At 68.2% G+C, this 12,537-nt stretch carries 10 protein-coding genes; 4 read left to right on the top strand and 6 right to left on the bottom strand.

Translation table 11 applies throughout. The features are described 5' to 3' along the window. Positions 1–41: 41 nt before the first annotated feature. Positions 42–1,403, bottom strand: a complete 1,362-nt coding sequence (locus tag H5V44_RS07860; protein ID WP_185192552.1) for an isochorismate synthase — start codon at positions 1,401–1,403, stop codon at positions 42–44. A 561-nt stretch (positions 1,404–1,964) separates the two neighbouring features. After that, the gene (locus H5V44_RS07855; RefSeq protein WP_185192551.1) at positions 1,965–2,558 is read right to left on the bottom strand and encodes a sulfite oxidase-like oxidoreductase; all 594 of its coding nucleotides are present in this window, start codon (positions 2,556–2,558) and stop codon (positions 1,965–1,967) included. Between the two features lie 210 nt (positions 2,559–2,768). Here H5V44_RS07855 and H5V44_RS07850 point away from each other — a divergent pair, with 210 nt between their 5' ends. The 3 genes from H5V44_RS07850 (at position 2,769) to H5V44_RS07840 (ending at position 5,140) form a co-directional block, all read left to right on the top strand. After that, a complete protein-coding gene (locus H5V44_RS07850; protein ID WP_185192550.1) occupies positions 2,769–2,978 on the top strand; it encodes a ribbon-helix-helix domain-containing protein in 210 nt (69 codons plus the stop codon). A gap of 123 nt (positions 2,979–3,101) precedes the next feature. Beyond that, positions 3,102–3,380 (top strand): UPF0058 family protein, encoded by a 279-nt coding sequence (locus tag H5V44_RS07845; protein WP_185192549.1) that lies wholly within the window; start codon positions 3,102–3,104, stop codon positions 3,378–3,380. A 101-nt stretch (positions 3,381–3,481) separates the two neighbouring features. Next, entirely contained in the window at positions 3,482–5,140 is a 1,659-nt protein-coding gene (locus tag H5V44_RS07840) for a rhomboid family intramembrane serine protease (protein WP_185192548.1), read from the top strand. A gap of 26 nt (positions 5,141–5,166) precedes the next feature. Here H5V44_RS07840 and H5V44_RS07835 read toward each other — a convergent pair whose 3' ends face one another. The 4 genes from H5V44_RS07835 to H5V44_RS07820 all read right to left on the bottom strand — a co-directional run bounded on the left by H5V44_RS07835 (position 5,167) and on the right by H5V44_RS07820 (position 11,665). Beyond that, a complete protein-coding gene (locus H5V44_RS07835; RefSeq protein WP_185192547.1) occupies positions 5,167–8,118 on the bottom strand; it encodes a PAS domain S-box protein in 2,952 nt (983 codons plus the stop codon). Positions 8,119–8,234: 116 nt separating this feature from the next. Continuing rightward, positions 8,235–8,738, bottom strand: a complete 504-nt coding sequence (locus tag H5V44_RS07830; protein ID WP_185192546.1) for a gamma carbonic anhydrase family protein — start codon at positions 8,736–8,738, stop codon at positions 8,235–8,237. 178 nt (positions 8,739–8,916) lie between these two features. Then, complete coding sequence (locus H5V44_RS07825; protein ID WP_185192545.1) at positions 8,917–11,154, bottom strand: LUD domain-containing protein; 2,238 nt, start codon at positions 11,152–11,154, stop codon at positions 8,917–8,919. Between the two features lies 1 nt (position 11,155). Beyond that, positions 11,156–11,665, bottom strand: a complete 510-nt coding sequence (locus H5V44_RS07820) for an LUD domain-containing protein (protein WP_185192544.1) — start codon at positions 11,663–11,665, stop codon at positions 11,156–11,158. Between the two features lie 99 nt (positions 11,666–11,764). On the opposite strand from H5V44_RS07820, the gene H5V44_RS07815 reads away from it, so the two are divergent. Then, a complete protein-coding gene (locus tag H5V44_RS07815; protein WP_185192543.1) occupies positions 11,765–12,535 on the top strand; it encodes an enoyl-CoA hydratase/isomerase family protein in 771 nt (256 codons plus the stop codon). Positions 12,536–12,537 lie beyond the last annotated feature (2 nt).

Raw genomic sequence — 12,537 nt, 5'->3', positions numbered from 1 at the left:
GGGCTCCTCCCGGTCGGGCGTCCTGGGGACGCTGCGTCGGCTCACCGCCCGTCGTCCTCCCGTTCGAGTTCGTCGAGGATCGGCCGGTACTTCAGCTGAACCTCGTCCCACTCGCCGTCGGGGTCGGAATCGGAGACGATGCCGACGCCCGCAAACAGCGTCGCGGTGTCGCCGCGGGCCACGGCCGACCTGAGCGCGACCGCGAAGGTGCCGTAGCCCGCGGCGTCGATCCACCCGACCGGCGCGGCGTACCACCCGCGGTCGAACGGCTCGGTCTCCCTGATCGTCTCAAGCGCCCGCTCCGGCGGCAGCCCGCCGACCGCGGGCGTCGGGTGGAGCGCCTCCACCAGGGACAGCACGTGTTCGGCGCGATCGAGCGTCGCAGTGATCGGCGTCCGGAGGTGCTGGACGGTGGCGAGCCGTCGGATCCGGCGCGGCCCGGCGCTCACCGACGCCGCGAAGGGCGCGAGCTGTTCTTTGATCGTGTCGGCGACCAGCTGGTGCTCGTGGGCGTTCTTGTCGTCCTCGGCGAGCTCCGCGGCTAACCACTCGTCTTCCTCCGGGGTTTCCCCGCGGCCGGTCGTTCCGGCGAGGGCGTCGGTCTCGACTGTCCGACCCCGGACCGACACCAGCCGCTCGGGCGTCGCCCCGAACAGCGACGCCTGCAACCGTCCCGCACCCGGCTCGGGCTCGACCAGGAAGCGGTAGCAGTCGGGGTACCGCTCCCCCAGGCGGGCGAGCACGTCCGGCAACGGGAGGTCGCCATCGAGGTCGACGTCGAGCGCCTGTGCGAGCACAACCTTCTGGAGGTCGCCCGACTCGATCCGATCGACCGCGGCCTCAACGCCCTCGCGCCAGTCCTCGCGGGCGGTGGTCCGGCGTCGGTTGCGCACGCCGGGCGGGTCCGCGAGGTCGCCGGCGTCCGGGAGCGACTCGATCCGGCCGCGCTCCTCGGCCAACCGTGACTCGACTGACTCGGCGGTCGCCTCCGGGCCGACTGCGTTCACCGTCACCCACGCGTCGCCGTCGACCCAGGTGACCTGCACGCGGGGGAAGACGAACCGCGCGCCGGGGAAATCCTCCCACGGCGGCCCCGTCGTGCTGTCGGTGTGGAAGCCGAACCCGCCGAACAGCCGCGGTCTGGCGGCTTCGGTGCCGGCGTGGACGTCGCCCGACGCGAACAGCGCCTCGGCGGCGTTCCTGATGGTGTCGAACCGACCCGCGCCGTCCGCGGTGAGCGTTGCCGCCGCGCCCTCGCCCGCCACGGTCGCCTCCTCGGGGGCGCCCCAGACCGTCCGGGGGGTGTCGGCGGCGCGGAGCACAGCCCGAAACGACGGCGGCTCGACGGGGACCGACCGACTGACGAGGTGCGTGCCCGCCGCGTCGGTCCGCAACGGTTCCATTGTCGAACCTCGGGATCCCACTGCCTTTTATTTGACTATCCCACCGACCTTTTGCTGCGGGCGGCTTCGCCGCCCTGGCAAAAGCTCGGCCAAAAGCACGGCGTCGGCCCCTTCGGGGCCTCCTTGGCCCGCTCGCTCACTTCGTTCGCTCGCGGTACAGCAGTCGCTCGTATTAATTGATTCTTATTTTCACGTTTAATTTCGACAAATTGGGCTATAGAACTGATGTGCGCACCGACCTTTTGCTGCGGTCGCTCGCTTCGTCGCCGGGCTTCGCCCGGCTGCCAGCGGGACCTCCGGTCCCGCCCTGCTCGCTCCCTGGCAAAAGCTCGGCCAAAAGCCTGCGTCAGGGGCTTTGCCCCTTCCTCGGCCCGCTCGCTCACTGCGTTCGCTCGCGGTCGGTAGTTCACCTGTACTGAGCGAATTGATGGGACCTATAGTAGCGTCTGCAAGTCTTCGCTCACTCGATCACACGCCGTCGTGCGATCGGATGTGCAACCAGTTGCAAACGCTACTATAGAACGTCTGTGAACTTTGGTGTGGGTTCCGTTATACCGCCGACTACCCGTACCGTTCCTCGTTCCAAGGGTTCGCAGTGGCGGAGTAGCCGCGCTTTTCCCAGTAGCCCCGTTTGGGCTCGGTCAGGAACTCGACGCCGTCAATCCACTTGGCGCCCTTGTACGCGTACTTGTGGGGGGTGACCACCCGGAGCGGCCCGCCGTGGTCCGGCGCCAGGCTGTCGCCGTCGTGACCGTACGCGAACAGGACGCCCTCGTGGAGACAGTCCGACAGCGGGAGGTCGGTGGTGTATCCGTCGAGCGCGTGGAACAGCACGTGGACGGCGTCGTCGCCAACTCCGGCCCGTTCGGCGATCGTGGTGAACGGGACCCCGGTGAACTCACAGTCCAGCGCGCTCCAGCCGGTGACGCAGTGGAAGTCCTGCCGCTGCGTCGTCGACGGCAACTCCTGGAACGCCCCGTAGGAAAGCGAAAGATCGGTCTCGACGGCGCCCCACACCTCGAAGGACCACGTCTCGCGGTCCCACGACGGCGTTTCGCCCTTCGACAGCACCGGGAATCGGTCGCTCGCACGCTGCCCGGGCGGCACCCGCGAGTCGCCGAACTCCCGGTAGAGGTCGGTGACGTCTTCGGCCATACCCTCACTTCGGCCGCAGGTTCATATGCTGCCTGGCTCGGATGGGTTCGTCGCCCGTCCGGGACGTATAAAACCGCGGTTTTACCGAAATTGCTAATACTTTTATTTCGATCAAAAATAGATTCCCGAATTTTCAAAGCGATATTTCGCAAACCGGGAAAGGACGCCACAGGAATTAAATACCCCGGATTCAAAGCGTCGGACGATCAGATGCCCAAGGTGAATATAAGCGTCCCCGAACACCTCGAAATGCAGATCGCGCAACTCGTCGATCAAGGCGAGTTCGTCAACCGGGAGGAGGCCATCGAGGAACTCCTCTCGACCGGCCTCCGTGCGTTCAAAACGAGCGGCCCGATCGACGAGGACGACCGCCTCGAAGACGACGGGATGATGGGACACGACGACGAGTACGTCTTCTGACAGCGTAGCCACTCAGCGGCCGGGTTCGGGGCTTCGGACGGCGTCCGACCCGTACGACGACAGTCCCGACCGTGTGAGCTTCCAGCAAAAACCCTTAACATCGCCTCTCGCGTACGTTGCCGTATGCACAAGGACGAGCTCCTGGAACTCCACGAACAGATGCTGATCATCAAGGACAACTTCGCGGGGCGCGAGGAGGTCGACGAGAGTATCTTCGAGGAGTACGAGAACCTCGATGTCGACCCTTCACACGTCCACAAATCGAAGAGCGAGCACAAACACGCCGTGTTCGTCCTCGGCAACGCGCTCGCGTCGGCGATGACCGACGAGGAGTTCTCCAACGCCGGCCGCGTGGGCAAGCGGATGGAGGAGCTGGCAGAGGACGCCGAGAGCAAACTCTGACCCGGCCGGTGAGGCGTCCCGGTTTCGATCGGCTTCCGTCTCGCGACGCAACGCCTGCGGACTGCGTAGCTTCTTAACGGTTCGCTCACTCACTCGGAACTATGGATTCGCTTCCGGTCGATCTCCTCTCCCGTCTCGCAGTCGTGGCCGCGCTTCTGGTCTCCCTCGCGGTGACGTTCCTCGTGGATCGGCCGTCGGTGTTCGGCGCCCGTCTTCGCGAACGGTTCGTGCTCGGGGTCCCCTGGGGCACGCTCCTGTCGGCCGGCTTCGTTCTCGCGGTGTACCTCCTGGTGCAGGGCGGGCTCCGGAACTGGTATTCGCCGGTCACGATCCCGTTCCGGGCGTGGTCGTACTTCTACCCGACCGGTATGCTCACCGCGGCGTTCTCCCACAACGGCGCGAACCACCTGATCGGGAACCTGATCGGGACGCTCACGCTCGCCCCGCTGGCGGAGTACGCGTGGGGCCACTTCCCCAGACGCCGGGGGGCACAGACGTTCTCCTCGTTCCGGACGAACCCCTACGTCCGCGGGTTCGTGGCGTTCCCCGCGGCGGTGATCGCCGTCGGGTTTCTGACTTCGGTGTTCGCAGTCGGCCCGATCATCGGCTTCTCGGGGGTCGTGTTCGCCTTTGCGGGCGTGGCACTGGTGAACTACCCGCTGGGGACCGTGATCGCACTCGTCGGCGGCGGCGCGCTCCGACTCGTGTACAACGCGCTCCGAACCCCCACGCTCGTCGCGATGGGCCGCCCCGCGTACATCTCGCCGTGGTGGGCCGACATCGCGATCCAGGGCCACGCCCTCGGGCTCCTGATCGGCGTCCTCCTCGGGCTGTGGATCGTCCGAACCCGCCTGGCGGGCGACCGGCCGAGCGCGCGCCGGCTCTGGCTGGGCGCCCTGCTCGTCGCGGTCGAGCAGTCGCTGTGGGCGGTGTACTGGTTCCGCGGCGGAGAGACGTACGTGCTCTATCGCGCCGTGGGCGTGGTGCTCGTCGCCCTGTTGGCCGTTCTCGTCGTGGTGGCGGTCGTCGCCCGCGACGATCCCCTCTTCGAGTGGGAACTCGGCGCCGACAGCGGCGTGGTCCGGAACTGGCAGGTCGCGGCGGGGGTGCTGCTGCTCGCGACCGCGGCGATCGCCGGGCCCGCGGTCCCGGCGAACCTCTTCACCGCGGAGGCGGGGGAGCTTCCGGGCGAGGAGCGAACGGTCCGGGATTACGAGGTCACGTACGCCGAGAACGTCCGGAACGGGCTCGTGTCCGTCGTGGACGTCGAGGCCTTCGGGGAGACCACCGCGGTCAACACTTCCGGCGTGATCGTGCGGAGCACCGACCGCGGGATCTGGACCACGGCGGTCCCGAAGGGACGGCTGGCGTTCACCGGCCGGGTCGCCGTCCGGCTCGGCGGGGTCGGCTGGCGCGAGACGGTGTACGCACAGCGCGACGGCTGGCAGGTGCTCGGCGGGGGCACCGCCTACCGGGTCGGGCTCGGCGACCGCGACGCGATGCAGGTGGTGTACACCTCCGAGCCGGCCACTGCCGGGCCGACGCTCGCCGGCCGGAACGTGACCGTCGTCCCCACGCGGGAGGCCTACCGGTTGCGGGTCACGCGCCACAACGGCTCGAGCAACGAGACTGTGGCCTTCCCCGGGAAAAACGAGTCCGTGACCGTCGACGGGCTCCGGTTCGACCGCAACGTCTCGCGGGTGACCGTCTCGTACAACGGCACGCGGCTCCGGCTTCTGACCCAGGAGACCTACGAGTGACGGAGGCCCGGCGGGGGCGCGACCGGTCAGCCGTCCGGGAGGTCGATGGCGACCGTGGTCCCGTCAGCCCCGCCGGAGACGAGTTCGAGGTCGCCGCCGTATCTGTCTGCCACCCACTTGGCGAGCCACAGGCCGAGGCCGGAGGCGTGCTGGAGTTGCGTGATCTCGCGGTCGCCTGCGACCACCGACCACTCCGCGTCGGGGATGCCGGGACCGTCGTCCGCGACCGCGATCCGGATACCGCCGTCGTCCCGATCGGTGACGGTGACGACGACCGTGTCGCCGTCCTCCGGCGTTCCGTACTCGACCGCGTTGTCCAGTAGCTCGGTGAGCGCACGCTCGATCGGCTCGTCGTACGGGACCGGCTCGTCGGTATCGATATCCACTCGGACGTCCGTGTCGGGCGCGACCGACGCTGCCAGGTATTCGAGCCGGTCCGGGAGGTCGCCGACGGGCAGCGGATCGGAGTCGACCTGGTCGGCACGGAGGATCCGTTGAATCGACTGTGCGGTCTCGCTGGTGTCGAGCAGCGCGCGGCTGGCGTCCTCGATCCGGTCGGCGTGGGCGGCGATCCGGTCGTCGGCCGTCTCGGCGGCGATGAGCTCCGCACGACCGTGGATCACGTTCGTCTGGTTCCGGAGGTTGTGCCGCAACAGGCGGTGGAGGACGCGGAGGTGCGTACCCTGCTGTTTGACCTCGGTGATGTCGGTCAGGACGACGAACGCGCGTTCGCCGTCGCCGCTCCGGTAGGGCACGCTCCGGACGAGGTAGAACCGGACGCCGGCATCGGTCCGGACGCGGATCTCCCGCTCGATCTGTTCCCGTCGCGCCGCGGTGGCTTCGAGGGCGTCGGCGATCGGCTCCGGGAGGAGATCCGCCACCGCCGCCACCGGTTCGTCCTGTAGTTCGCTCCCGCTTGCGTCCGCCAACCCGACGAACTGGTCGTTGGCCGTGACGACCGTCGGGCCGGGCGGTTCGAAGGACAACTCCACCAGCGGGTCGGTCAGCGACCCGAAAAGCTCGGTGAACCGGCGCCGCTGCCGGGAGGCCTCCTGTTCGGCCAGCCGTAGCTCCCGGATGTCTTGGACGGTCCCGACGACGCCGTCGACGGCCGCATCCGAGATCGGCGAAACGGAGATGCGCGTCGGGATCTCGATGTCGTCCCGCGACCGGAGTTCGGTTTCCGTGACGTGGGAGCCGGCGGGCGGGGACGCGATCAGTTCCGCAACGCCGTCGTCTATCACGACGTCCTCGATCGGGGTTCCTACCAGTTCCGATCGGCGCGTTTCCAGCAGGTTGGCGAGGGACTCCGTGACGAGTGTGAACGTGCCCTCGGCGTCGAGCGTGAACAGCATGTCGTCCGCGGTCTCGACGACCGCCTCGTAGCGGCGGCGCTCCTGGTCGCGCTCGACGCGGTCGAAGACCGACTCCGCAGTGGCAGTCAGGAGTTCGAGGAACTGCCGTTCGTCGTCGGAGACCGACTCGGTCCCCTCGTGGCTCACGCTGAGTACTCTGGTGTCGCCGATCGGAAGGTACGTCGCCGAGCCGACGCCCCCGGCATCCAGGTGGTCCGGGTCGTCGACCTCGACCGTTCGGCCCTCGGTGAACGCGGTCCCGACCGGCCCCTCGTCGGCGTCGTAGACCGGGCGGTCCCCCAGCCGTTCGCGGGCGGACTCGGAGACCGATAGCGGCACCAGGGCGTCGGCCGCGGGGTCGTACTCCCGGACGGCCGCTCCGTCGGCGTCGATCGTATCCGTCGCCACGTCGACGACCCGGCCGGCGACGTCCGCGGTGGTTTCGGCGGCGACCATATCCTGGGTCGCTTCGAGCAGGTTGCTGAAGATCTGCTCCCGCCGGCGCTGCCGGCTCACGTCCCGGAGGGTCCCGACCGTCCCGGTGAACGAGCCGTTTTCGAGCGGGCGCAGCGTCATCCGGTCGGTACAGGGGATGCGGCTGCCGTCCTTCCGGACGAGTTCCACGTCCAGCTTCGCGATCGACATCTCTGCCGGCCCGGCGTCGCCGTTCTCCCGGAGGAGTTCCCTGAGTGCGTCCTCCGCCGCCGCGACGGTTCGGTCGTCCTTGGTGAGATGGACCGACGATCCGAGGAGTTCCTCCCTGTCGTACCCGGTCATCTCACAGAGCGCGTCGTTGACGAAGGTGAACCGGCCCGCCTCGTCGAGGATGTAGACCGCGTCGCCGACCGTCTTCACCAGGTGTTCGTACATCGTGCGGTCGGTCTCGGCGCGGCGTTCATCCGTGTCGCGGACCGCGACCGAGAGCCGCTCTTCCTCGGGGTACAGCGTCACGTCGAGCCGTCGGCCGTCGCCGGCGACGACCTCGGTAGTGGTCGTGGTTCCGGACGTCCGCGCCTGCCGGACGGCGTCCCGGACGTCGCTGAGCGCCCGCTCGGAGAGGACGTTCCAGACGGAGCGTCCCCGGAGCGTCCTCCGGTCCGCGTCCAGTAGTGACGCGGCGGCCTCGTTGAGATACGCGATCCGGTTGTCGCCGTCGACTTCGAGGATCCCGTCGTCGACCCGTTCGACCGTCCGGAGCGCCGGTTCGGCGCGCGGCCCGCGGTCGGGGTCCGCATACGAGCCGTCGGGCACCGCCGGCGGGTGTAGCGCTCGGGGGAGTTTGGTTTCGAGGAGGCCGAGGTCCGACCCCGGCTCCCAGGTGATCGCGTCCCGGGCGCCGGCGGCGACGGCCTCGCCCGCCGCGTCGGGATCCGGCGTCACCCAGACTGTCGGGGGGTCGATACGTTCGGGAACCGAGTCGGCGTGCGTCGCGAAGACGAGCGTCCCGCCGGCCGCGGGGCCGTCGGAACCGAACCGATCGAGCGGCGCGAGGTCGTCGAAGACGATGTCGGCCTCGGTGGAGAGTCGCTCCAGAGTCCGTTCGAGGTCGTCCGTTCGGGCCTCGTACCCACGATCGTAGTACGGTGTGACGCGTACCCCTGGGGACTGATGGCCCCGTGACATATGTGTCTGTGTAACGGATACCCGTTTTTTAATGTTGGTTTCCGTTTCGACTATTGATAACGGGAGGTTCGGGCGGTGTACTCGGTGACAGGTGCCGGATGGGGCAGGTCCGACGGCTACTGCTCCAGCCCCCCGGCCTTCTTGTATCGGCGCCGGTTCTCCCGGTAATGTTCGACCGTGTCCTCGATCACGGCCGCCTGCTCGGGGGTGAGTTCCCTGGTTTCGGCGGGAACGCCGTATGCGAGGTGTCCTTCCGGGACCACGGTGTCCTCGGTGACGAGGGAACCGGCGGCCACGAGCGAGTTCGACTCCACCGTGGCGTCGAACTGGATCGTACTCGACATCCCGATCAACGCGTCGTCGCCGACGACGGCGTGGTCGATGACGACGTTGTGGCCGACGGTGACGCGGTCGCCGATGTGAGAGCCGTGGAGCATCGAGAACTCCTGGACGTTCGTCGCCTCCCCGACGACGGTGTCGCGGATGTCCCCGCGCAGACAGACGAACGGCCAGAGGCTCGCGTCCGCCCCCACGTCGACGTCGCCGACGAGGTAGGCCATCTCCGAGACGAACGCCGAATCCGCCACCGACGGCGACGCCCCCATAACCTCTCGTTCCATACGGACCCTCTCGGGGACCGACGGAATAAGCCTCCCGGGAGCCACGACGAACGCCGCCAGGAGGGACGCCACCTGGTCGTGAGCAACCCGGTTTGGGTCCGCTTCGACGATAAAGTATATTCTTTACGTTACTATACGAAATATTATATTAGGGAACCGTCGAAACCACCGCTGGCGCTTATGGGTCGGTTCCGCCGCCGGGATCGACGAGGTGGACCGGGTGTGATGCGGGTCGTTCGAGCAGCGAATCGAGCTGTTCGACGCACGAGACCCCGCTTGCGACGACCCGACGGCCCTCGGTCTCCGGCTCGGTGAACTGCGATTCGAGCCTCTCGCCGACGGCCATACTCAACTCGTAGTAATCCGACTTGTATCCGAAACTACCAGCCATCCCACAGCATTCGACGTCGGACGTTTCGACGTCGTACCCGCAGGTTTCGAGGACCGAGACCGTCCCCGCTTCGAGGTCGAGGGTGCGCTGCTGGCAGTGGCTGTGGTAGGCGACCTCCGCGTCGCCGTCGGCCGGCGACCCGAGGGCGTCGGGGTCGGCGCCCTTTTCGAGCAGTCCGAACACGTACTCGAAGAGTTCGTAGCTGTGTTCGGAGATCATCTCCGCGCGGTCGTCGTCGAGCAGCTTTCCGTACTCCCGGCGGAACAGCGCAAGGTCGCTCGGCTCCACGACGACCACGTCCCGCCCGGCCTCGATCTCGGGGGAGAGCGCGTCGGCGACCGTCTCCGCGCGGTCCGTCGCGGTCGCGACCATCCCCTGTGAGAGGGGGGCGCGGCCGCTCGCGCCGACGTTCGGGACCGTGACGTCGACACCGAGCGCTTCCAGGGTCCGGACCGCGGCTTTCCCCCGCCCGGTTGCGACGTAGTTGGTGTACACGTCGGGATAGAGTACCGCCTCACGGGTCGGGTCGGCCGGGCCCGCGTCCGGTCTGGAGCGGAACCACTCCGTCAGCGGCTCCGGGTCGAACCGCGGGAGGTCGCGCCGGCGGTCGACGCCGGCCACCCGTTCCAAGGCCGCGCGGGCCACCGACGACGCAGCGAGCGCGTTCGCGACCGGTGCCGTCCGACTCCCCCACTTCGCCAGCGTCCCGAAGTTTCCGAACAGCCGCTTTCCGAGGTCCAGCCCTGCCGGCTCCGCGTCCGGGGTGAGTCCCTCTACGAGGAAGTCGAAGCGCCCCGGCTCTTCGCCCCGATTGAGCCGGTCGCGGACGACCGTGTTGATCCACGGGATGTCGATCTTCACCGGGCAGGCGTCGACGCATCGGGAACAGCCCGTACAGAGGTCGTTGAACTCGGCGGCGGCCTCGGGGCCGCCGATCCCCGCCTCCCACCCGGTGGCGATCCCCCCGGAGTACGTCTCGCCGCCGAACGCGTGGCCGCCGACCTGCTGGAAGTTCGCACACGAGTTCGCACAGGCCCCACACCGGACGCAGTACAGCGTCTCCCGGAGGTCGTCGTCCTCGCGCATCGCCGTTCGGCCGTTGTCCAGCAACACCAGGTGGAACTCCCGGTCGTCGGGGTCGCCGAACCCGGCCGTCCCGGGCGCCTCGAAGTCGATCGCGGGCGTCTCGACCGGCGGCGTGAGAAGCGACACGTAGGCGGTGATGTCCTGGCCCGCCCCCGCGGGGCCGATGAGCTCCAAAAACGGCGCGAGGTCGGCCATCGAGGGGACGATCTTCTCGACGCCGGCGATCGCGACGTGGGTGTCGGGCGTTACCGCACACTTTCGGGCGTTGCCCTCGTTCGTGACGAGCGCCAGCGTCCCGGTGTCGGCGGTCAGGAAGTTCGCGCCGGTGATCCCGATGTCGGCCTCCGTGACCCGTTCGAGCAGTCGCTCGCGGGCGAACCGGGTCAGCTCCTCGGGGGTTTCGAGCGGCTCGTCGAGGTCGAAGGTCCGCGAAAAGAGGGCCGCGATCTCCGAGCGGGACTTGTGGATCGCGGGGGCGACGATGTGGCTCGGCTCCTCCTCGGCGAGTTGGAGGACGAACTCCGCGAGGTCGGTCTCGGTGACGTCGATCCCGTCGGCTTCCAGGCCGGCGTTGAGGTGGACCTCCTCGCTGGTCATCGTCTTGCTCTTGACCACCGACTCCGCGTCGCGGTCGGCGGCGACTTTGCGGACGTACTCGCGGGCGTCGGCGGCGTCGTCGGCCAGGTACACGGTTCCCCCGTTTTCCTCCACCTGTTCGGTCAGCGCCTCGACGAGTTCCGGCAGCCGCTCTATCGCCTCCTCCTTGATCCGACGGGCTTCCTCGCGGTACTCCTCGGTGGCGTCCATCTCGGCGTACCGCCGGTATCGACCCGCGTTGAACGTCGAGACGTTCTCCTCGACCGCCGCGCCCTCGGTGTCCAGAAGCTCCCGGAGTCGGGCCGCGGTTCCGGCGCGGGAGCGGGGTCGCTCCTCGCTCATCTCACCGGTCCTCCAGGAGGAGGATCCGCAGTTCGGCCGGGCCGTGGACGCCGTAGACCGGTGCCCCCATGTCCGCGGTCGCGCTCGGTCCGGTGGCGAACACGGCGCTCGAAAGCCCCGCGGCGATCTCTTCGCCTACCTCCGCGAGGGCCGTCGAGAGCGACGCGTGGACGTCGCTGGCGGCGAGGACGGCGACGTGGGTCTCGGGGTAGAGGCTGATCGCCTCCGCCCCGCGTTCGTCCGAGGGGACGACGACGCTGCCGTACTCCGCGACCGCCGGGCCGACCGGCGTGACGCCCGTCGCGGCCGCCTCGAGTGTGGCCGGTGAGGGGTCGATTTCCACGGGATGGTTCGCGAGCGAAACCCCGTCGAACGGCAGCGGGACGCCCACCGCCGGCTCGGCGAGACAGTCGGCGAGGGCCCGGTCGAACTCCGGGACGGTGGTGCGCTCGACGGTCGCCCGCCGGTCGGCGGCGCGCCGTTCGAAGGTGGCGACGGAATCCGATGACATACCTTTTGGTGCGAACGATCGGTCTTAGCCGTTTCGCCGGGTAATAGATCCACCCGAAGATTTAACAATGGTTATGTGAATCTTCCTGGAGAGCCAGCTATGGAAGCCGAACTAGACACTGTCAAAGTCGAGAAGGACGGGAGGATCGCTACGGTGACGCTCAACCGGCCGGAACGCCTCAACGCGAACAGCCACGAGATGGCGCGCGACCTCGATGCGGTCTCGCAACTGCTGGACGGCGACAAGGACGTCCGACTCGTCGTCATCGAGGGCGCCGGACGGGCGTTCTCTGCCGGGATCGACCTCAAGGAACTCCCGAAGGACAACATCGACATCGAGATGATGCCGCCGTGGGAGAACGGGCTCCGACGCTTCGAGACGATGGACGCGCTTGTGATCTCGCTGATCCACGGCTACGCCATCGGCGGCGGGCTGCAGATCGCTCTGGCGAGCGACATCCGGGTGTGTACGCCGGACGCCGAACTCGGCCTGACCGCGATCGAGGAGAGCATCCTCCCCGGGCTCGGCACCTGGCGGCTCCCCCGGTACATCGGGCTGGGCCGTGCGATGAAGATGAACACGCTCGGAAACCACATCGACGGCGAGGAGGCCCGCCGGATCGGGCTCGTCGACCACCTCGTCGACGAGGAGACCCGCCACGAGGAGCTCGACGAGATCATCGAGGACTATATGGCCGGCAACTCCCTGGGCGGGCGGAACACGAAACACGCCACCAACGCGGCCTTCGACCACAACTACGAGGAGTTCATGGACCTCTATATGAAGCTCCAGCGGGAGTCGATGAGCTCCGAGGACTTCGAGGAGGCGATGGCGGCCCTCCGCGAGGACCGCGAGCCCGAGTGGGTCTGAGA

Source organism: Halobellus ruber, assembly GCF_014212355.1.
GTDB classification, from domain to species: Archaea; Halobacteriota; Halobacteria; order Halobacteriales; family Haloferacaceae; genus Haloquadratum; species Haloquadratum rubrum.
The sequence above is the reverse complement of the archived record's forward strand: the minus strand, read 5'-3'. Positions and strand labels throughout refer to the sequence as shown.

Coding starts and splice junctions, on each gene's coding strand:
- H5V44_RS07860 (WP_185192552.1), bottom strand. CDS start 1,403: ATGGAACCGTTGCGGACCGACGCGGCGGGCACGCACCTCGTCAGTCGG.
- H5V44_RS07855 (WP_185192551.1), bottom strand. CDS start 2,558: ATGGCCGAAGACGTCACCGACCTCTACCGGGAGTTCGGCGACTCGCGG.
- H5V44_RS07850 (WP_185192550.1), top strand. CDS start 2,769: ATGCCCAAGGTGAATATAAGCGTCCCCGAACACCTCGAAATGCAGATC.
- H5V44_RS07845 (WP_185192549.1), top strand. CDS start 3,102: ATGCACAAGGACGAGCTCCTGGAACTCCACGAACAGATGCTGATCATC.
- H5V44_RS07840 (WP_185192548.1), top strand. CDS start 3,482: ATGGATTCGCTTCCGGTCGATCTCCTCTCCCGTCTCGCAGTCGTGGCC.
- H5V44_RS07835 (WP_185192547.1), bottom strand. CDS start 8,118: ATGTCACGGGGCCATCAGTCCCCAGGGGTACGCGTCACACCGTACTAC.
- H5V44_RS07830 (WP_185192546.1), bottom strand. CDS start 8,738: ATGGAACGAGAGGTTATGGGGGCGTCGCCGTCGGTGGCGGATTCGGCG.
- H5V44_RS07825 (WP_185192545.1), bottom strand. CDS start 11,154: ATGAGCGAGGAGCGACCCCGCTCCCGCGCCGGAACCGCGGCCCGACTC.
- H5V44_RS07820 (WP_185192544.1), bottom strand. CDS start 11,665: ATGTCATCGGATTCCGTCGCCACCTTCGAACGGCGCGCCGCCGACCGG.
- H5V44_RS07815 (WP_185192543.1), top strand. CDS start 11,765: ATGGAAGCCGAACTAGACACTGTCAAAGTCGAGAAGGACGGGAGGATC.